Genomic DNA, 19,452 nt, shown 5'->3' with positions numbered 1-19,452 from the left:
GAAAATTGCGCCAGATGACCGCCGCAGTAGAGTTTCAAAACGGGCTCTAAGCGAAGGGGCTGGCCTTGCGGCCAGCCCCTTCTATTCATGCACCATCATCTAATGACGATATTGCTGTATCCGGGTCGTTCTGAGACCAGCCAGCCCATGATCGGAGATCGAGGACTGCCAGGACAGGAACTCTTCCACCGTTAACGTGTAGCGATGGCAAGCCTCCTCAAGACTAAGAAGACCACCGCGCACAGCGGCAACCACCTCAGCCTTGCGGCGAATTACCCAACGCCGCGTGTTCGCGGGTGGAAGATCGGCGATGGTCAGCGGGCTGCCATCCGGGCCGATTACGTATTTTACTCTCGGTCGAACAAGATCGGTCATTGTACTCTCTACACTAAACTTCAAGACCTATCGCAGCTGACATTACAGTCAGGGCTTTAATAATTGCCTAAACCTCCGGTCATTCTCTGGTAACTTCGGTTAATGGATCGACCTTATTTTCATTAAACTTTGGTCTAACTTCCAAAATTTTCGGGTTTTGACGCGAGCGTGACGCAAAAAACTCGTCTCAAGAAAAATTCCTCCCGCCCCACTCCTAAAGATCGTTTGGAAAGTCATATCGTGGTGTGGTTTTTTCGGGTCGCCCTTGCGACAAGCGGAGCGCACAGAGAGTACGTGAGCACTGGAAGCGCAGAAAATCGCGTTAGATGGCCGCCGCAGTAGAGTTTCCAAAAGGTCGCTTATTGGCAAGACGGGGTCTATGGCCTATATAGAGCCGACAAAGCGCTGCGCCTATATGCCGCGACGAAAACGGATCCGTTTATGACATTGAATTCTCTCGATCTGCCGGGAAAACCGGAAGACACTCGCATCGTCGTTGCCATGTCCGGAGGCGTGGATTCTTCTGTTGTGGCCGGCATCCTCAAACGCCAGGGCTATGATGTCGTCGGCGTCACCCTGCAGCTCTATGACCATGGCGCATCGACCCATCGTGCCGGTTCCTGCTGCGCCGGTCAGGATATCGAGGATGCGCGCCGCGTCTCCGAACGTCTCGGCATTCCGCATTATGTGCTCGACTACGAAGCCCGCTTTCGCGAAGCCGTGATCGATCCCTTTGCCGCGAGCTATGTCAGCGGCGAAACGCCGATCCCCTGCGTTTCCTGCAACCAGACCGTAAAATTCGCGGATCTGCTGCAGACAGCCCGCGATCTTGGCGCCGACGCCTTGGCGACCGGTCACTATATCCGCAGCCACGCCAATGGTGCGCATCGTGCCCTGTTCCGTCCCGTCGATACCGACAAGGACCAGAGCTATTTCCTTTTTGCCACGACGCAGGAGCAGATCGATTATCTGCGCTTCCCGCTGGGTGGTCTGACGAAGCCGGAAACCCGTGCCATCGCCGAGGAGCTTGGTCTTACTGTCGCAAACAAGCAGGATAGCCAGGACATCTGCTTCGTACCGCAGGGCAAATACTCGGACATCATTTCGAAACTGAAGCCGGAAGCGGCCAATCCGGGCGATATCGTCCACATTGACGGGCGCGTGCTCGGCCGCCATGAAGGCATCGTCCATTACACGATCGGCCAGCGCCGCGGCATTGGCGTCGCCACCGGCGATCCGCTCTATGTCGTCCATCTCGATGCGACCAATGCCCGTGTCATTGTCGGCCCGCGCGAAGCGCTTGAAACCCGCAAGGTTTTCCTGCGCAACGTCAACTGGCTTGGTGACGACGCATTGGAAGACATTCCGGCAGGCGGCGTCGAGGTTTACGCCAAGGTGCGCTCCACCCGCCCGCCGCGCCCGGCCGTCCTGCATCATCAGGCAGGCGAGACGTGGGTCGAGCTGGTCGATGGCGAAAGCGGTATCGCACCCGGCCAGGCCTGCGTGCTTTATTCAGACGACAGCAACACCGCCCGCGTCTTCGGCGGCGGCTTCATTGGCCGTTCGGAACGCGCCCCGCAGGCCGAAGCCATGCTGAAGCGTCTCGCCCAGCAAGGCCAGCACGCCTGATCAGATCAGTTCGATGAAGGAAATGGGGCCGTCAGGCCCCTTTTTCATGGAACCCGCGGATGGTGCCGATAATCCGGTCCTGGTCATCATTGCTCAAATATGGATGCATGGGCAGGCACAGTATGTTCTTCGGCAATGTTTCAGAAACCGGCAAACCGCCCGGCGCTCGCATGTAATGAGCATAGGCCTCCTGCAAATGCAGCGGCTTGACATAATAAATCACCGACGGAATTCCATTGGCCTGCAGGTGCGCCTTCAATCCATCGCGATTCTCCGTCTCGATCGCATATTGTGCCCAAGCCGAACGTGAGCCTTCCGGCATCAATGCCACTTTGACGACATCCTTGAGGCCATTGGCATAGCGCCTGGCAATCACCTGCCGCGCCTCCATCTCGTCTTCGAGAATTGCGAGCTTTTCGATGAGGATCGCCGCTTGAATAGTATCGAGGCGCGAATTCAGGCCGATACGCACATTGTCATACTGCGTCTCGCCCTTGCCATGGAACAGGACGGAACGCAGCAAATCAGCGAACGCCGCATCATTGGTGAACATGGCACCGCCATCGCCATAGCAGCCGAGCGGCTTGGCAGGGTAAAAGCTCGTCGCTCCCACATCGCCGAAGGCGCCACACATGGCATTGTCGCGCTTACCGCCGATAGATTGCGCCGCGTCCTCGATGACGAACAGGTTCTCGCGGGCCGCCACTGCAGACAGCGACGTATAATCGGCGGCCAGCCCAAACAGATCGACAGGAATGATCGCTTTCGGCTTCAGCCTGCCTTCCGCGCGCACAGCGGCAATAGCGGCTTCGAGCTGCTTCACATCGATATTGTAGGTGTCGGGGTCAACATCGACAAAAACCGGTTCTGCGCCGGCCAATGCCACCACTTCGGCCGTTGCGGCAAAGGTGAAACTTGGACAGAACACAGCATCGCCGGGACCGATCCCCTTGGCCATCAGCGGAATAAGCAGCGCGTCCGTGCCATTGGCGCAGGCGACAACGTGCTCGACACCGATATATTCGGCCAGACGTTTTTCAAACTCGGCAACTTCCGGCCCCAGGATATATTTGCCTTCGCGCACGACCTTGGCGATCGCCGCGTCGAGTTTGCCGCTAATCCGTTCACGCTGCGCGCCGAGATCGATGAACTGCATCATTGCTCCAATCTGTCTTCCGCGAATCTGTCGCGGTCAAGCAAGTCTCTAAAGAGGCAGCGATAGGTCTGCCATAGCTTGCTGTTCAAAGTTTGTGGGGCCTTGTAACAATGGTTGCAAAAGAGAGCAATGCGGCTGAATGCTCACTCACTCTTGTTATGAGCAACAGTACCGGCCGTGAGTATCCGCAAGACGCGGATTGCTTCTTCGCCGTCCGTTTTCGGTTGCTTGCGCGTCTGGATGCTCTCGATAAAATTCTGGCACTCGCGCGTCAGCGGCATGCCCTGCGCAACCTTGACGTATGTCGGCTCTTCCGTCGTCGAGGCCCACTGGCCGTCATCCTGCCAGATCGAATGCTTGTAGACGGCGAGCTTCTTGTCCCATTGCTCCATGTCGTCGAACACCGCCATCGCTTTCGTACCGACCACGGTCAGGCGGCGTTCGCGATAGGGGTTTAGCCGCGAGGCAAACAGGTGACCGCGCACATTGTTGGGAAAACGCAAATGAAGATGAGCGAAATCGCTCAAGTGATCCAGCACGGCAGCACCCTCGCCGCGCACCTCCAGCGGCTCGGTTTCCGTGATCGCCAGGATCATCGACAGATCATGCGGCGCAAGATCCCACAGAGCATCGTTCTCGGTGTGGAACTTCCCGAGACCAAGCCGATGCGAGTGGATATAGCGCACCTTGCCGAGATCCCCGGCCTTGATAAGATCGAGCAGCTTTTCGAATGCAGGATGAAACCGCAAAACGTGGCCGACCATGAAGATGCGGCCATTGTCGTGCGCGGCCCTCACCGCAGCTTCCGCATCGGGAACTGTCAAGGCGATCGGCTTTTCGACCAGCACATCCTTGCCATTTGTGACCGCGCGAATAGCCGCTTCCGCATGGAACTGCGGCGGCAGGGCCATGACGATGGCGTCGACATCCGGATGGGTGAAAAGATCCTCGACCTCTATATGCAAAACGTCCTGCTCGGCGGCAAAGCCGGCAGCACGATCGCTATTCTGGTCGGAGACGGCATAAAGAGCGCCGAGGCTCTTCAATGTACGGATATGGTTGCTCCCCCAGTAACCGCAACCCAGCACTGCAATCCGTGGAGCCATCTTTTCAGCCTTGTTCATGTCCGCATCCAATATCCGTACGACGAAACTATGACAAGTGCTGGACGACGTACTTCCAAGGGAATCGCATTTTCAACTTTGCATTGCTGCTGTGCGTGGTTCGTCGTTCGACAGGCTCACGATGAAGAAGCTCACCATGAGGGATGTGGGCTGATAGCTAGGAGCCAAGCCCTGCAAGACTGGTGATTGGCTCGCAGCCCACCGATCTCCCTCATGGTGAGCCTGTCGAACCACGCACAGCGCTTTCGCAACTTCAGTTTCAGCTACGGGTACCTGTCGGAGTGAATTCTCGTCGGTATCGGCGTAACATTGCTTGACAGCGTGTTGCCACCCCCATATATCCCGCCCCGTCCCTGTCGATTTGACAGCGCGGCCTCCCGGTTCCTTTTGCAGGCAAACCATCTATGGGTCGCGAGACATATGGGGCGAAGTAGCTCAGTAGGTTAGAGCAGAGGAATCATAATCCTTGTGTCGGGGGTTCGAATCCCTCCTTCGCTACCATTTTCTCAAATTCTAGTAATATCAATAGCTTACGCAGGATACTCATACCATTCCTACCATACTCGATTCAAGCTCCGTCAGTCCCAGCATGGGATACGCCGCTAGAAGTCGATGGAAGTAGCTCCCGCGCTCACCTTGAATGTAGCTTGTCGCGACTTTCTGAATTTTTTGTCAGCTGGTTTTAGAGCAACAGGGTTTCTTAGGGCCACCGCAATTCTGCTACGGTGCAACTAGACAATGATTTTTGAGCATTTGCGGAGGGACCACCACCCAGCCGCAAGCCACCGACATTCCATATCTTCACGGCAGAAGGTGCCTTACCTTCCGCCGTGTTTGCATCGACCACAAGGAACGCGCTTGGTCAGATTAAGTAACTGCCTACAAAGACTACAATATGAATTGGGGCTCAACTCCACCCACGAGATGAATGCGCATATCAACCACGCCAGTCTCAAGATAAATATCGCCATGAATCACCGCAAGCTGGCCAATATGAAGTGAGTTAGGCGAGCTAACTGAAACTTTGACGAATGCCTGATCGCCGACCTCGATGTCGTTAGCATCGATCAAGCGAAGATCTAAGATGTCTTCTGCGTCGACGGAAATTCTATCAAAGTCACCTAGCCGACTATCAAAATAATTCTCGTAAACGATCCTGTCCACAGAAGATGGACCATCACGACAAAACAGTTCGTCACTCCCCCATCCGCCGATCAATACATCGTTTCCGGCGGGATTGAGAATGGTCGGTCCTTCAGCACTGATGTAGTCGGCCCCAAGTCCACCACGCAGGACGTTGTTTCCAGAATCACCTCGGATAGTGTCATCAAAATCAGACCCGGTGATGCTTTGAATATTGTTGAGCGTATCCCCTTGTGCATCGCCGCCGATAAAATTGGAATCGAGCAAGTCAACCGTGACGCCATCAACCGATGCCGATGTCGAATAGTCGACCGTATCGTTGCCAGCCCCACCATTGAGTATATCCGCTCCAGCGCCGCCGATCAGCGTGTCATTGCCATCACCACCATTCAGCGTATCTTTACCGTCAAGGCCGATGAGGATGTTGTTACCTCCATCGCCGGTGAGCGAGTCAACCTGATCGGAACCGACGAGATTTTCGATGCCTATGAGCACATCGAGAGCGGCGTCACCACCAAGGGCAACACCGACTCCGGCAATCGCAAGTGCTACTGTTACCCCTTGCTGTGAACTTTCGTAGCTGGCTGTATCATTGCCGTTGCCGCCATTTATGGTATCGGCGCCGGCACCACCTTCGATATAGTCGTTACCATCGCCGCCATTGAGGACTTCGAGCGGAAGGAGAACATTGGTTCCGCCATAGAGCTGGTCGCTGCCAGCGCCGCCGTTAAGCGTATCAGAACCGTCGCCGCCCTCAAGCCGGTCATTACCCGCAAGACCGTTTAGCGTGTCATTGCCGCCAAGACCACGCAGATCGTCATTGGCAGGGTTGTTCATGGTATCCGTGCCGTCAAGCGTGTTGTTCCGGCTGTCGCCCGACACCGGAGGTAACCATCCGCCGTTCCAGACCTTGAGCAGATCGAAAATGGATTGAGGTAAAATAGAAGCCATGATCATGCACTCCCCTGACGGGCTGCACGAGCCGATGTCCTCCCCGAGGGCCTGTTACCCCGCAACCAACAAAGGAAGTCTACGCCTTTTTATTGAGAACACAAATCAACTATACTACAAAATACTTAAATCGCATGGATTGGTTTTTTGCAGCAGACCGTGCTCGCCGTTGCCTGCGGTCTCAAAATGGCCTTCAAAGGCCGTTTGAGACCGTTTTGAAGCCTTGCCTGCCCCATTGTCTCAACTCAGATAGTGGGCAGCCTTGAGAGTTCGCCACGCATAAGCTGCAGCCAGGCTGACCACCCCGTTACCGGCTGCATCGGATCGGTCCATCCGATTGGCCAGCCCATGATCCAATCCGAAAAGTTCGGGTTGAAGGTTAGATCGTTTGTCGAGGATCGCGGCGAAAGATGGCGCGGGTCGGCGTCGCCTTGGCGCTTTCCGGCAAAGGAGAAAGGCTGGCAGGGATAGCCGCCAGTGACGATATAAACCTTGCCCGCCAAGGATAGCCGTCGAAGTTCACAGGTGTTGGGTGTGGCGCTCTTGCTCGGCATGCGATACTAGGACCGCGGGCGCGACTGCCATTAGATTTAGAATGGGGTCGGGCGGGCGATTGACGTCTACCTCGCTGCCACGAACAAACGTGACCGCCCCCTTTCCTCGATCGAACGAGCCATTCGGCAATACGCTCATGCCAAGGCGCAGAGGGTAGATCAGCTCTTCGCGGAATTCAGGAAAATAGTTGTTGCAACCCACGTTGTCGCACCGTTTCTCAAACGCCTTTGTGAATTGACCGTGCGCGCCGCAACGTGCAGCTTTTGGCATCGCCACCAGGGAAACCAAAACAGCGCTCCCGGTCCCTCCCTTTATACGTCTGTTGGCGGCGCCGCGCTTTTGGAGGCAAAGATGCGACTAATCTTGATGCTCGTACTAATGGCCGTGAGCGGCTGTGTGTCGAATGGCTCTCTGCAGGACAATGATGGCATACCACGCCGGCCGTCGTGGGCCGGAAACAGCTAGCAGCCAGAGTCGACGTTACGCTCAAACTCCAAGCATCATCGTGATGTGATCGGCAAGGCGCAAGGTCAGCGCAACAATCGTCAGCGTCGGCATGTCATTGCCGCATGTCGGGAAGACCGAACTGCCGGCGATGTGCAAATTATGCATGCCGTGGACTTTACAATTCTGATCCACCACGCCAAGGCGCGGGTCCACGTGCATGCGTGTCGTTCCCATGTGGTGATTGCACCCGATGATGGAAGGCTGCTGGCCGGCGTCCTCCTGCTCCATATCGACACGCGCCATGCCTGAACCTTCAAGCTGCTGTTTCATCAATCCCAGCATCCGCCGGTGGGTGCGCTTCTCGAGATCGCCCACCCGCCAGTTCAGTTCCGCCCGGTTCAGGCCGAGAGTGTCACGTTGCCGGGACAGTGTGACACGGCTCTCGCGATCCGGAACCGGCTCGACAACGCTCTCGATCTGAAAATGATCCGATTTCGCAGCAAGCTTCAGCCTGCGATAAATCAAGGACGCCATCAGGTTGGGACTGCCGCGCGCTACGGTGGCAAAGGTTCGCAGCTTGATGTCCCGGTAATTTCTGCGTTGAATTGCGCTGTAGAGTTCATGGAAGCGTTCGGTCACGTCGCTGTTTTCGCCTGCCCGGCACGCGCGGAAATAAGTCCGGCACTGGACCAGTTTTTCCTCCCGCTGCACGTGTTCGGCAAGGCCGAAATGCGCGCTGGCGCTGGTGCCATCCACTGCCAGCTCCGGATTGTGATAGGTATGGCGCGCATCGTAAAAACGGAACGCCGCCGCGGTGCTCGACGGCACCACCTGCCCTTGGCGGATACGCGGATGTTCCATGAAATAACGGCCCACCACATCGTGCTCGTTGCCAAGCCCAGCCGGCGCCACCTTGTTCGAAAGAAGCATAAGCCGGGCGTTCTCGATACCGCCCGCAGCCAGGATCGTCCGCTTTGCCCGGACGAAAAAAGGCTTCTGCGCTGACGACACAACGTGGACACCGGTCACAATGGCAGCGTCATCATTGGTGGCGATCTCGGTTACATTGGCGTTGAGCAGAACCTTCGTCGTCCGGGCCGCGGCTAATGAAGCGTGGTAGTCGCGTCCAAACCGCGTCGGAGGGCTGAACTTGCTGACGATCGTCTCGAGCGATCCATCGTTCAACTCCAGCAACTGAACCTGTTTAGGAGAAAGGTGCTCGCGCCAGAACTGCGGTTCGAAGCTGTGATCGTTGACTTTGACGAGATCGTTTGCACGGTGGTAGTAGCGTTCCACTTCGGATAGATCGATTGGCCAGCCGCTGTTTGGCACCCAATCCCGTCGTTCGAAATCGATGTCTATGAAAGGCCGTATCCACCCGCCCCAGCAATTGGAGCTGCCGCCCAGTTGCCGCGTTCTTGTGGCGTGGAGATCATAATCAAGACCAACATTTTCGCTGCGATAGAGGGCTTGCGATCGAGCATTGAACTTGAGGCCACCGCCTTCAAGGACGCATGTTTCTATGCCGCGCCGCGCAAATTCCAGAGCAAGCGTAATACCTGCCACTCCGCCGCCTATAATGCAGATTTCCGTGTCAAGTACAGATCCGCTTGGAAGTTCTCTCGCATCGATAAACATACGCTTACAAGGCCCCCGTTCCCCTTGGAGTACTCCTGTAATTATACCGTTAGAATTAGCCGGAGAAAAATGCGCCACGGCGGGTGAAAGGCGTAGTCTCTTTGGTGGATACCCCCGTCCTTTGATTGCTTTTCAATGCTCCAAAGGTGGCGCAACCGCCCACAGCCACGTCTGCGCCGCGTCATGGAATCGAGAACCTTCTGCCGGTTCGAATAGTGCTACAAGGGACACCCCAATGGGGCGCTTTTGAATCTTTCAAGCGTCTGTTACACTCTTCCCATAATCAATAAAATACGGGGAACCACCATGCATCGCGGTCTGAGGTGCGGAGTTTTTCTAGCAGGGGTTGTGGTTTGCGCTTTTGCAGGTGCGGTCGCCGCAGACGACAGCAATGACATCGCGACGGGAGAGAGGCTCGCGGCGTTCCTGCGTGCTGGACGCACTGTGATTTCCGGCCACCAAAAACTGATCAACGACGCATCGATAGGCGACAAGCATCTGACGGGGCAACGTGTTGCTGACGAGACGCTTGAAATCTTCGACAAGGGAAAACCTGCGCCAGAAGACAGTTTCGATGCGGACGACAAAAAGCTTTTTGATGCCCAGGTCGCTGCCTTGCGCGAAGTCGTCGATGAGCATCAAAAGATGATCGATGTAGAGGGCGTGGGTTTCAAGGGCTTCATTCCCGCCACGTTTGCCCGTCTCGTCAACGAACGGTTCGGGGAAAAAGTCGGCGATCAGGCAAAGATGAAGGTGACGGCTCCGAAGGAACTGGTGCGAAATCGCAAGGCCCTGCCTGACCAGTGGGAGCAGCAGGTCATCGAACAGAAATTCAAGTCCGCCGACTGGCCAAAAGGCAAGCCTTTCGTGGAAGAGGTGTCCATGAATGGACGTCCTGCGTTTCGCATGCTCATTCCCGAATATTATTCTGCTTCGTGCCTCAGCTGCCACGGAACACCCAAGGGGGAGATGGACATCTCCGGTTATCCGAAAGAAGGCGGCGCCGAAGGCGACCTGGGCGGTGCAATGAGCATCACGCTGTTCAAATGAGCGCTTTCAATGCCATTCGGTCCCGTATCGGCCGGCTCCTGGAACGGAAGATACCACTGCGCCTCGCCTGCCTTTCGGCGGCCCTGTTGGGAGCGCTTCTTCTCAGTGTCGCCTTCATGGCCCACGATCTTCTCGACAATCAACGGCGTGTCGCGGCGGCCAATGCGCGCTTTCATATGTTCAGCGAGGCTGCCAAGGCGCACCGGCACTTTGGCGAAATGCGCTATTGGCTGACAGATTTGTCGGTGAGCCTCCTGACATTGTCGGAGCGCCGTGCCGAAACCGCAAGAACCGCCCTCGAGCAGGATCTGGCACGCATCAGGGAGTTTGCCCCCGACGCCGCCGATATGATCGAGAAGGGGGCAAAATCCTATTACGACCAGGCCATGGAGGCGGTTGACGCCTACACCTCCGACAATCGTGTTGTCGGCAACACGCGGCTGGCGGCAGCAAGAAATTATAGTGACGAAATTGACGGAGTGCTGACGGCGCTTGGAACGCGTCTCGAAACGGAAGCCGATACTGCGCGCGACATGGCGATCAGAACCATGCAGAACACGTTCCAGCGCGCCATACTTTCCGTCAGCGCCATTACGATCGTTGGCGCGATCATGACATGGCTGGTGCTTCGGTCCATCCTTGTGCCGCTGGGACGTGTCGACAGGGCGATGGCTCAACTCACCGAGGGACGCGAGGATGTCGAACTGCCTCCCGAGGGTCGCGACGAATTCGGCCGGCTCGCGACGACATTGCGTCTGTTGCGCGATGGGCAGGCAGAACGGCGCGTGCTCGAAGCCGCTGCAGAACACCAGCGCAACACTGTCCGGACTGCGATCGAAACCATTCCCGATGGCTTTGCCTTATTCGACGCCGACGACAAGCTTGTCCTCGTGAACCAGCGCTATCTGGAGATTTTCCCCGAGACAGCGGACCTTATGACACCCGGAACCAGCTTCGAAGAAATCATGCGCGCGCAAGCGGAGCGTGGCCGGACCGAAATAGATCGTGCCGAGCGGGAGGCCTGGCTCAAGGAGGCAATGCGCCGCCAGCGGGACCCGCAAGGTACAATGGAACGGCAGTTTGCCAACGGCACCTGGATACGGGTTGCCAAGCGCAAGACGCCGGAAGGCGGTACGGTCGCAGTCTATACGGACATCACTGATCTGAAGCACCGTCAGACGGAACTTGAGGAAGCAAAGCGCGGCGCGGAAGTCGCCAGCCAGGAAAAGAGCCGTTTCCTCGCCTCGATGAGCCACGAATTGCGCACGCCGCTCAATGCAATCATTGGCTACAGCGAAATGCTGATGGAGGATGCGAGCGATTGGGGCCAGCCAGGTTTTGTCGCCGACCTTGGCAAGATCATGGGATCGGGCCGTCACCTTCTTGCACTGATCAATGATGTGCTCGATCTTTCGAAAATCGAGGCGGGTAAGATGGAGCTCTACATCGAGCCTGTCAGTCTGAAACAGCTGCTGGTCGATGTCGAAAGCACCGTTGCTCCGCTAATCGCCAAAAAAGGCAATCGCCTGACGGTAACCGTATCGGTCGAGCCGGACGAAATCGAAACAGACAAAACCAAGCTGCGGCAAAACCTTTTCAATCTGCTCTCGAATGCCGCCAAGTTTACCGAGAACGATGAGATCCGGCTGTTGGTGCGGCGCTATCGGGACGACGAGCGCGGCGATCTGGTGGAATTCGCGGTCAGCGACAACGGTATCGGCATGACAAAGGAGCAGCAGGCAAAGCTCTTCCAGGCGTTCGTACAAGTCGACGCATCCACCACACGCAACTATGGCGGAACCGGCCTTGGCCTCGCCATCACCCAGCACTTCATCAAGATGATGGGCGGTGCGATCGAGGTGGAAAGCAAGTTCGGCGAGGGCTCGACCTTCCGGTTCACGATACCGGCAAAGGGCACCATACCCCTCGCCGAGGAACCCGCTCCGCAGGCGGAGCTGCCTGATAACTCGCGGCGCGGAACCGTTCTCGTCATCGACGATGAAGCCCGTGCCCGCAAATTCATTTCTGACACTGTCCGCAGCGCAGGCTTCAGCGTCGTCGAAGCTGCCGGCGGCGAAGAGGGCATGGCAAAGATGCGCAAATCGCGCCCGGATGCGATCATTCTGGATGTTATCATGCCCGGTCAGGACGGCTGGTCGGTGCTGCGCGAGATCAAGTCAGACAAGGCGCTGCGCGACATCCCTGTGATCCTTGCAACCGTCGTCGCGGACCGCGAGATGGGGTTGGCCTTCGGTGCAGCGGGCCATCTGGTCAAGCCTATCGACCCGCGTCAGCTCGTTGACATGTTGAACGCTGTCGCCGGTGCCGGGCAGCACGACGTGCTCATTGTAGACGATGACCCGGCAACGCGGGAACTTTTCCGGCGGGTGCTCGTTCGCGAAGGCTGGCGAGTGCGCGAGGCCATTGACGGCCAGCGCGGCCTTGCGGAGCTGGAGGCAGGACGCCCCACGGTCATGGTGCTCGATTTGATGATGCCCAACATGGACGGTTTCGCGCTGCTTCGGGCTATTCAGGATCGGTCCGACCTCGTCGACATTCCCGTCGTTGTAGTCACGTCCAAGGACCTTACTCGCGATGAACTGAATTGGCTCAATACGCGTGCGAGTGAAGTTGTCAGAAAGGGAACCAAAGGCCGCGCCGACCTGATCGCAGCCTTGAAGCGGCATGTGCCGCTCAGCGAAGATGCTTGAGGAGCTGAAGAATATGGTCAAGATTCTTCTCGTCGAAGACAATGAGATGAACCGCGACATGCTTTCCCGCCGGTTGGAGCGGCGGGGATATGAGGTGATTATCGCAACCGATGGCCTCGCTGGGGTTGAAGCGGCAGTGAGCAACAAACCTGACCTTGTTTTGATGGACATGAGCCTGCCGGTCATCGACGGCTGGGAAGCTACACGGCGGATCAAGGGAAATCCAGCCACCGCCGCCATTCCGGTTATCGCGCTCACCGCCCACGCCATGGCCGGGGACCGGGAAAAAGCGATGGAAGCCGGCTGCGATGACTACGATACCAAACCAATTGAACTGCCGGCGCTCCTCGACAAGATCGCCCGTCTGACCGGAGGTTGAGCGCCGGTGTCCGTCGCCAATGACATCGGCCGCCGTGCCTATATTGCCCGCCTTGTGCAGAAGATCGCCGATCCCGCACAGGCGATCCTTGGTTATCAGGAACTGGTGATCGAAGCGGTGGTTGAAAATGGGCCCGCCGAAGCATTGCCCGACCTCGAAAAGGTGCTCGGCGCTGCTCGCGACCTGAACTTGCTTATCAAGCGGCTTTTGGAGATGGAAGCGTCGCAAACCGCCGGAATATTCACCGTCGATAGTGAACTGCGGCACGATTTGCGAACACCGATGAACGCCATTCTCGGCTATTCGGAAATGGTCATGGAGGATTTCTCAGACGTTCTCGCCGCAGGTGTCGCGGACGACATTGCGAAGATCATAGAGGAAAGCCAGTTCTTGCTGGAGCAGATCGATGGAAGGCTCGATGTTTTCTCCGATGATCCCGACGAAAAGCCGACGGACCATATTGACGTCACTATAGCCGCCGATCTCGCGCGGTCCATTGCCGCTCGCGTGGCGCCTTCGTCCGATGAAACCGGCCGCATCCTCGTTGTCGATGACACCGCCTCTAACCGCGATCTTCTGAACCGGCGCCTCACGCGTGACGGCCACCTCGTTACTGTCGCCGGTTCCGGCGAAGAAGCGCTGCGCATCCTGGAGACGCAGGGTTTCGATTTGGCCCTCGCCGATATCCTGATGCCCGACATGAACGGCATTGAACTCCTCAGCCGGCTCAAATCGCACGAACGCCTGCGCGAGATTCCCGTCATCATGATTTCGGGCCTGAAAGACGATGACGCCATTATCCGTTGCATCGAGGCAGGAGCCGAGGATTATCTGCACAAGCCAATCGATCCGGTGCTTTTGCGCGCGCGCATAACTGCCTGTCTTGAACGCAGCCGCTGGCGCGAACGCGAAAGACGCTATCTGGCGCAGATCGAATTCGAGAAGGAGCGCGCCGATACGCTGCTTGATGCCATCTTGCCGAGACAGGTGGTGAAGCGGCTCGCCGATGGTGAAAAAGTGATCGCGGACCGCATCGATATGGCGACGATCGTCTTCGCGGATATCGTCAATTTCACGGAATTCGCGGCACGCACCCCGCCTATTACACTGGTGCAAAGACTTGGAGAGCTGTTTTCGCGTTTCGACGAATTGGCGGATCAGCACGGTATCGAGAAGATCAAGACCATCGGTGACGCCTATATGGCTGCGGCCGGGTTGCCCGACCCGCGTCCGGACCATGCCCAGGCGGCCGTGGCGTTTGCAAAGGCCATGCTGGCCGAAACGTGCCAGATGACAGGTGAGCGTCCGCTAGAGCTGCGAATTGGAATAAACTCCGGCCCTGTCATCGCCGGTCTGATTGGTCGAAAACGCTTTGTCTACGATGTCTGGGGGCACACGGTGAACGTTGCCAGCCGCATGGAATCCTGCGGGACGCCCGGACGTATCCAGATCTCCCAAAGCACGTTCGACGCGCTTGGCCCGGACGTCGTAGAGTGCCACAGGCAAATCCGGGATATTCATGGGATTGGCAAGTACCCCACATACCTTCTTTTATGACAAAATTGCATCGTGACAACCACTTTTGAACGGCTGCGAGCCTGGGCCAAGAACATCAAGCGAGATATCTATGCAGTCTATTTCGCTGCGAGGGACAAACGTACGCCTTGGTATGCCAAGGCGCTTGCGTTTATTGTGGCTGCATACGCTTTGTCGCCGATTGATCTCATTCCGGATTTTATACCGATCATCGGCTATCTCGACGATATTATTCTGGTACCCCTTGGTATCCTGCTTGTTGTCCGGATGATCCCACCAGACTTAATCGCTGAACATCGGCAGACCGCAGCTGCGATGGCTGACCGTCCGACGAGCCGTGGTGCAGCCATTGCGATCGTCATCCTCTGGATTTGTGTTGCAGCTTTTACTCTATGGCTCTTTTTATCCTCGCGCTGATTGGAGGCTTTTGAAGGCGACATATATGCCCGCTGCTGCAATCGAGTGCACACACCCGGTGCTTCGACACCGTTGATGATCCCAACGTCACTGAAAAACACGCTCCCTCAGCCTCGGCACAGCAAAATCCATAAACGCCCGCAGTTTCAGCGGCACCAACCCCTGTCCTACGTAGATCAGGCTCACCGGCCACGGCTCCGGTTCAAACGCCTCGAGCACGATCTGCAATTCGCCTGCCGCCAGAGCGCGGGTAGCCTGATAGGACAGGAGCCGTGTCACGCCGAAACCCGCAACTGCCGCATCGATTGCCGCGTCGGCCGTGCTGACGCTCAGCCGGGAGTGGACCGGCACGGTGACCTCTTTCTTGCCATCCATGAAAGTCCAGCTTCGTGGCGAATTCAGCCCCTCGAACGTGATGCACTCATGGCCAGCAAGACCCTCGGGGCGCTCGGGCACACCACGTTGCGCAAGATAGGCCGGGCTCGCATAGGCCGCACGGCGGATCCAGCCGACCCTGGTCGCGACAAGATTGCTGTCCGGCAGATTGCCAATGCGCAGCGCGAGATCGATATGATCTTCCACCAGGTTGACCTGACGATCGCTGAGACTGAGCCTCAAATTGATTTCCGGATAAAGCTTGAGGAATTCAATCACGACGGGCAACACGTGAAGCCGGCCAAATACCACCGGCGCGGTCATCGCCAAATCACCCTTAAGCGTTGAGTATTCGCCCGCTGCGGTGCGCTCCGCCTCGTCGACCTGCTCCAGAATGGCCCTGCTCGCCTCGACATAGGCGCGGCCGGCATCGGTCAGCGAGACGCGCCGGCTCGAACGGATAAGCAAACGAGTCTTCAGATGCGCCTCGAGGTCGGAGACCTTTCGGCTGACCGTCGCAAGCGGCATCTTGAGCTGGCGTGAGGCGGCGGACAGACTCCCCGCCCCCGTAACCGCGAGAAGCACCTCCATTGCATCCAGGCGATCCATTCAAGCCTTCCATTTTTCGGAATGAAAACTCCAATAGCTAACATCTACAGCAATTTTATGGAAGAGACTACTTTGATGCCTGGTGCTGCATCTCAGCTGCACTTGGATCTCAATCTCTCCCAGGAGTTGGACATGTCATCCGAACAGACCTTTGCCAGCGACGTCGCTTTCACGCCGACCGTCAAAGCGATTCAGACCCGCAAGGGGTCCCGCCATGGCTATGAGAGTATGGAGCAGCGTGGCTCGTGGCAAACGCGGATCACGGCCGACCTGGCGGATTTCATCCACAGCCAGACAAGCATCTTCTTCGGCACGGCAAATGGCGAGGGCCAGCCCTATATTCAGCACCGCGGCGGCCCACCCGGCTTTTTGCGCGTCATCGACGACACGACCATCGCGTTCGCGGATTTTGCCGGCAACCGTCAGTACATAACGTCCGGTAATCTCGCGGACAATCCCAAGGCGTTCCTGTTTCTCATCGATTATCGCAACCGCCAGCGTGTGAAACTATGGGGCGAAGCCCGGACTGTCGAAGACGACCCAGATCTCATGCAAAAACTGATGCCGGAGGGCTATCGCGCACGGCCTGAGCAGGCAATCCTGTTCACGGTTACTGCCTGGGACATGAACTGCCCGCAGCATATTCCCATGCGTTTCGAGGCCGCCGATGTGGCAGCATTGCTGGCCGAGCGCGACGAACGCATCAAGTCGCTCGAAGCGGAGATTGCCAGCTTGCGCAGCCTCGCGCGATAGGTTTGTTGAGATTCATGTCAGGGCGAGGCGAAAACGGTGGTTTTCGAGCACCGGAGCGCAGCGTACATTAGGTACGTGAGCACCGGAGCGCAGAAATACGCCGTTTCCAGACCGCCATGGCGTGAAGATTTACTGACCTAGTTATGCAGCGCCGGGCTGCACGTCTTCAAACGCTCGATCCGGCTTGCCAGGAGCGACGAGAATTGCGAATTCCCGACCCTCGACCCAATCTCGGCGATTTCATCGAAATCGACATCAAGCAACAAACCGCGTGCACTCAGCAGGGACATCACGCCTGTGACGAGCGTGCGTTCCACTGCGTAGTCCATATTGAGTTGTGCTATTTCGTCGGATTGTTCTTTGAGAATGCTAAAGAGCTGCCCCAGTTTTTCGTTCATTATTTGGTGCCCATCACGTAACCCCTGCCTGAATCATTCCAAGATTCTTGACGGAAACGTAATAGCCCGTAAGAGCTATTTTACCGCTGATGATCTAACCAATGTTGATTAACGCTATTGTCACTGTCTTGGCATCAATGCGCCGGCAACGTTTCCTTCGACGTAAATATCCGCTTCTTTGGCGGCTTCGACGAACACGGAGCGCGCCATGTCGCCGGTCGCACTTCCATCCATGGCTTCGAGACACGCCTGTTGTGCGAGGCCGTGGAGGCGGCCACGTTTGCCTGGCCATTCGTTCAAGAGAAACTCTGCTGCTTCCGCGACGGAAACGATCGTGCGCAACCTGCCGGGAAAGAGTGACTCTACTGTAACAGACTTGAAGTAGACGTTTTCCATAGCGCTAGAACGCAAGGGCTCAAATTTAGGTTCCCCGGTTTCCCAAATTGCATCGTTGTATCTAGTTGAACCTCAGGGTGCGTTCCCGGTTTACTTCCGCAATCGCGAAAGACAGGCGGTCACAGACATATTCATGCAACGCCGCTTGTGCTACGTTCGCAAAACTGAAACGGAATTAGATACACTCGCCTGGTTCGCGCGGCGAGCAGGCGAAAACCTTCAAATCACGATACGGGAGAAACGCGATGGGCCTTCGCATCAATGACACTGCACCGGATTTCACTGCTGAAACCACGCAGGGCGAAATCCATTTCCATGACTGGATCGACGGCAGCTATGCCGTATTGTTCAGTCATCCGAAGAATTTCACGCCGGTCTGCACGACCGAGCTTGGCTACATGGCCGGACTTGCACCGGAATTCGCCAAACGCAATGCCAAGATCATCGGCATTTCGGTCGATCCTGTCGAAAATCACGACAAGTGGAAGGCGGATATCAAGACGGCAACCGGGCATGAGGTCGACTACCCCCTCATCGGCGACAGGGATCTGAAGGTTGCAAAACTGTATGACATGCTGCCTGCGGAAGCCGGCGATACGTCCGAGGGCCGCACACCCGCCGACAACGCCACCGTGCGCTCCGTCTTCGTCATTGGTCCGGACAAGAAGGTGAAGATGACCCTCACCTATCCGATGACCACGGGCCGCAACTTCGACGAGATCCTGCGCGCAATCGACAGCATCCAGCTCACAGCGAAACACCAGGTTGCAACGCCGGCCCAGTGGAAGCAGGGCGAGGATGTCATCATCACCGCAGCGGTTTCGGATGAGGACGCCAACCAGCGTTTCGGCGGCTTCGAGCGCGTGTTGCCCTATCTGCGCAAGACCAAGCAGCCAGGCGCCTGAATGACACAACACGAAACCCGCCCTAACCGGCGGGTTTCACCCTGTTGTTCCTACTGTAGGCCACAGTTGTTCAATTGAGCAGCGTAGCTGCTTGCGACCGCGGCTGTCCGCCGAGCGCTTCGGTCGATACCGGGCTTGCTGCGCCACGCACCGCGCGCATAATCATTCGGCCCGGCATAGTAGGCGGCGTAGAGATTGTAGGCATCGTTGAGCGGAATGCCATTCATCTGATGGCTCCTTGCATGGTACCAGCCAACGAATCGAACCGCATCGCTGAAATCCGTTCGCCGGGCGGTCCAGCGTCCGGTTTCGCGTTGATAGTCCGCCCATGTCCCATCCAGGGCCTGCGAATACCCATATGCAGTGGATGGCCGTGACCACGGAATAAAGCCGAACAATTTTGTACGCGGCGGCTTCACTCGGGCCTGATAGCCGGATTCCGTATAGATCGTCGCCATGAGGATGGGAACCGGCACGCCATATTCCGTCTCGACACTCTTGGCCTGCTTGTACCAATTGTTGAAAAAGCCGTCTCTCTGATCGAATACGGCACAGACATTGTTGGTCTGGGTTGGCGCTGTGGCGCAGCCTGTGAGCAACAACAACGCAATGAACATGATGCGGCGCATGGGCAGGTCCTTGTCTTGCCCAATCACCTATTCCGGAATTCCTAACGACTGGTTACCGGTTAATTGATTCGTAATCTCCTCCTTAAAATTTGATTAAAGATCGATTTGACACTGCGCGGCTCCAAACGTGGTATGAAACCCGAAACACCGGCACGCGATATTGAAAAGAAAGCATAATCCGGCGACTATCGCCCGATTCTGATATAGCTTAAGCGCCGGCGGGTCGGCGCTGAGTGACAGACAACACAACGCAGGCAGCAGCATTGCGAGGGATAC

18 protein-coding genes and 1 tRNA gene are annotated in these 19,452 nt (G+C 56.9%); 9 read left to right on the top strand and 10 right to left on the bottom strand.

The genetic code is table 11. The features are described 5' to 3' along the window. Positions 1-99 precede the first annotated feature (99 nt). On the bottom strand, positions 100-375 hold the full coding sequence (sciP, locus tag C7476_RS12965; RefSeq protein ID WP_091878079.1) for a CtrA inhibitor SciP: 276 nt from the start codon (positions 373-375) through the stop codon (positions 100-102). Positions 376-816: 441 nt separating this feature from the next. Here sciP and mnmA point away from each other — a divergent pair, with 441 nt between their 5' ends. Continuing rightward, on the top strand, positions 817-2,004 hold the full coding sequence (mnmA, locus tag C7476_RS12960; RefSeq protein WP_181872427.1) for a tRNA 2-thiouridine(34) synthase MnmA: 1,188 nt from the start codon (positions 817-819) through the stop codon (positions 2,002-2,004). Positions 2,005-2,035: 31 nt separating this feature from the next. On the opposite strand, the gene C7476_RS12955 is transcribed toward mnmA, so the two are convergent. Both C7476_RS12955 and C7476_RS12950 read right to left on the bottom strand, forming a co-directional pair. Beyond that, positions 2,036-3,160 (bottom strand): DegT/DnrJ/EryC1/StrS family aminotransferase, encoded by a 1,125-nt coding sequence (locus tag C7476_RS12955; protein ID WP_114430462.1) that lies wholly within the window; start codon positions 3,158-3,160, stop codon positions 2,036-2,038. A gap of 143 nt (positions 3,161-3,303) precedes the next feature. Then, a complete protein-coding gene (locus C7476_RS12950) occupies positions 3,304-4,266 on the bottom strand; it encodes a Gfo/Idh/MocA family protein (RefSeq protein WP_114430461.1) in 963 nt (320 codons plus the stop codon). A 442-nt stretch (positions 4,267-4,708) separates the two neighbouring features. Between C7476_RS12950 and C7476_RS12945 the strand changes: the two genes are divergently transcribed. Then, positions 4,709-4,785, top strand: a tRNA-Met gene (locus C7476_RS12945). Positions 4,786-5,172: 387 nt separating this feature from the next. On the opposite strand, the gene C7476_RS12940 is transcribed toward C7476_RS12945, so the two are convergent. The 3 genes from C7476_RS12940 to C7476_RS12930 form a co-directional block, all read right to left on the bottom strand. Beyond that, positions 5,173-6,384: a calcium-binding protein gene (locus C7476_RS12940; RefSeq protein ID WP_114430327.1), complete on the bottom strand. Its 1,212-nt coding sequence runs from the start codon at positions 6,382-6,384 to the stop codon at positions 5,173-5,175. 239 nt (positions 6,385-6,623) lie between these two features. Continuing rightward, positions 6,624-6,932, bottom strand: coding sequence for a DNA cytosine methyltransferase (locus C7476_RS28670; protein WP_245426310.1), 309 nt, complete (start codon positions 6,930-6,932; stop codon positions 6,624-6,626). A gap of 487 nt (positions 6,933-7,419) precedes the next feature. After that, positions 7,420-9,018, bottom strand: a complete 1,599-nt coding sequence (locus C7476_RS12930) for an FAD-dependent oxidoreductase (protein WP_114430326.1) — start codon at positions 9,016-9,018, stop codon at positions 7,420-7,422. A 348-nt stretch (positions 9,019-9,366) separates the two neighbouring features. On the opposite strand from C7476_RS12930, the gene C7476_RS12925 reads away from it, so the two are divergent. The 5 genes from C7476_RS12925 to C7476_RS12905 are packed head-to-tail and all read left to right on the top strand — an operon-like array spanning position 9,367 to position 15,111. Further along, entirely contained in the window at positions 9,367-10,068 is a 702-nt protein-coding gene (locus C7476_RS12925) for a Tll0287-like domain-containing protein (protein WP_245426308.1), read from the top strand. Beyond that, on the top strand, positions 10,065-12,779 hold the full coding sequence (locus tag C7476_RS12920) for a response regulator (RefSeq protein ID WP_114430324.1): 2,715 nt from the start codon (positions 10,065-10,067) through the stop codon (positions 12,777-12,779). Before C7476_RS12925 ends, C7476_RS12920 begins: the two co-directional genes overlap by 4 nt. Positions 12,780-12,792: 13 nt before the next feature. Then, positions 12,793-13,158, top strand: coding sequence for a response regulator (locus tag C7476_RS12915; RefSeq protein ID WP_114430460.1), 366 nt, complete (start codon positions 12,793-12,795; stop codon positions 13,156-13,158). 6 nt (positions 13,159-13,164) lie between these two features. Continuing rightward, entirely contained in the window at positions 13,165-14,715 is a 1,551-nt protein-coding gene (locus C7476_RS12910) for an adenylate/guanylate cyclase domain-containing protein (RefSeq protein WP_114430323.1), read from the top strand. Positions 14,716-14,727: 12 nt separating this feature from the next. Then, positions 14,728-15,111 (top strand): YkvA family protein, encoded by a 384-nt coding sequence (locus C7476_RS12905; protein ID WP_114430322.1) that lies wholly within the window; start codon positions 14,728-14,730, stop codon positions 15,109-15,111. A gap of 87 nt (positions 15,112-15,198) precedes the next feature. Here the strand turns inward: C7476_RS12905 and C7476_RS12900 are convergent, their stop codons facing one another. After that, on the bottom strand, positions 15,199-16,095 hold the full coding sequence (locus C7476_RS12900) for a LysR family transcriptional regulator (RefSeq protein ID WP_114430321.1): 897 nt from the start codon (positions 16,093-16,095) through the stop codon (positions 15,199-15,201). Positions 16,096-16,227: 132 nt separating this feature from the next. Between C7476_RS12900 and C7476_RS12895 the strand changes: the two genes are divergently transcribed. Next, positions 16,228-16,848 (top strand): pyridoxamine 5'-phosphate oxidase family protein, encoded by a 621-nt coding sequence (locus C7476_RS12895; RefSeq protein ID WP_114430459.1) that lies wholly within the window; start codon positions 16,228-16,230, stop codon positions 16,846-16,848. Positions 16,849-16,985: 137 nt separating this feature from the next. On the opposite strand, the gene C7476_RS12890 is transcribed toward C7476_RS12895, so the two are convergent. Together C7476_RS12890 and C7476_RS12885 are read right to left on the bottom strand one after the other, a co-directional pair. Beyond that, entirely contained in the window at positions 16,986-17,246 is a 261-nt protein-coding gene (locus C7476_RS12890) for a hypothetical protein (RefSeq protein ID WP_114430320.1), read from the bottom strand. Positions 17,247-17,366: 120 nt separating this feature from the next. Then, positions 17,367-17,642: a DUF982 domain-containing protein gene (locus C7476_RS12885; protein WP_114430319.1), complete on the bottom strand. Its 276-nt coding sequence runs from the start codon at positions 17,640-17,642 to the stop codon at positions 17,367-17,369. A gap of 245 nt (positions 17,643-17,887) precedes the next feature. On the opposite strand from C7476_RS12885, the gene C7476_RS12880 reads away from it, so the two are divergent. Further along, positions 17,888-18,547: a peroxiredoxin gene (locus C7476_RS12880; RefSeq protein WP_114430318.1), complete on the top strand. Its 660-nt coding sequence runs from the start codon at positions 17,888-17,890 to the stop codon at positions 18,545-18,547. A gap of 50 nt (positions 18,548-18,597) precedes the next feature. Here C7476_RS12880 and C7476_RS12875 read toward each other — a convergent pair whose 3' ends face one another. Further along, the gene (locus C7476_RS12875) at positions 18,598-19,176 is read right to left on the bottom strand and encodes a transglycosylase SLT domain-containing protein (RefSeq protein ID WP_114430317.1); all 579 of its coding nucleotides are present in this window, start codon (positions 19,174-19,176) and stop codon (positions 18,598-18,600) included. Positions 19,177-19,452 lie beyond the last annotated feature (276 nt).

The sequence above is a fragment of the Phyllobacterium bourgognense genome, from assembly GCF_003337575.1.
Lineage (GTDB): Bacteria > Pseudomonadota > Alphaproteobacteria > Rhizobiales > Rhizobiaceae > Phyllobacterium > Phyllobacterium bourgognense.
This window is presented reverse-complemented; position numbering and strand designations above follow the sequence as displayed.

Bases quoted from the DNA above. Each gene is read 5' to 3' on its own strand.
- C7476_RS12930 (WP_114430326.1), bottom strand. From the start codon at position 9,018: ATGTTTATCGATGCGAGAGAACTTCCAAGCGGATCTGTACTTGACACG.
- C7476_RS28670 (WP_245426310.1), bottom strand. From the start codon at position 6,932: ATGCCGAGCAAGAGCGCCACACCCAACACCTGTGAACTTCGACGGCTA.
- C7476_RS12900 (WP_114430321.1), bottom strand. From the start codon at position 16,095: ATGGATCGCCTGGATGCAATGGAGGTGCTTCTCGCGGTTACGGGGGCG.
- C7476_RS12890 (WP_114430320.1), bottom strand. From the start codon at position 17,246: ATGAACGAAAAACTGGGGCAGCTCTTTAGCATTCTCAAAGAACAATCC.
- C7476_RS12895 (WP_114430459.1), top strand. From the start codon at position 16,228: ATGTCATCCGAACAGACCTTTGCCAGCGACGTCGCTTTCACGCCGACC.
- C7476_RS12955 (WP_114430462.1), bottom strand. From the start codon at position 3,160: ATGCAGTTCATCGATCTCGGCGCGCAGCGTGAACGGATTAGCGGCAAA.
- C7476_RS12920 (WP_114430324.1), top strand. From the start codon at position 10,065: ATGAGCGCTTTCAATGCCATTCGGTCCCGTATCGGCCGGCTCCTGGAA.
- C7476_RS12880 (WP_114430318.1), top strand. From the start codon at position 17,888: ATGGGCCTTCGCATCAATGACACTGCACCGGATTTCACTGCTGAAACC.
- sciP (WP_091878079.1), bottom strand. From the start codon at position 375: ATGACCGATCTTGTTCGACCGAGAGTAAAATACGTAATCGGCCCGGAT.
- C7476_RS12885 (WP_114430319.1), bottom strand. From the start codon at position 17,642: ATGGAAAACGTCTACTTCAAGTCTGTTACAGTAGAGTCACTCTTTCCC.
- C7476_RS12940 (WP_114430327.1), bottom strand. From the start codon at position 6,384: ATGATCATGGCTTCTATTTTACCTCAATCCATTTTCGATCTGCTCAAG.
- C7476_RS12875 (WP_114430317.1), bottom strand. From the start codon at position 19,176: ATGCGCCGCATCATGTTCATTGCGTTGTTGTTGCTCACAGGCTGCGCC.
- C7476_RS12950 (WP_114430461.1), bottom strand. From the start codon at position 4,266: ATGGCTCCACGGATTGCAGTGCTGGGTTGCGGTTACTGGGGGAGCAAC.
- mnmA (WP_181872427.1), top strand. From the start codon at position 817: ATGACATTGAATTCTCTCGATCTGCCGGGAAAACCGGAAGACACTCGC.
- C7476_RS12915 (WP_114430460.1), top strand. From the start codon at position 12,793: ATGGTCAAGATTCTTCTCGTCGAAGACAATGAGATGAACCGCGACATG.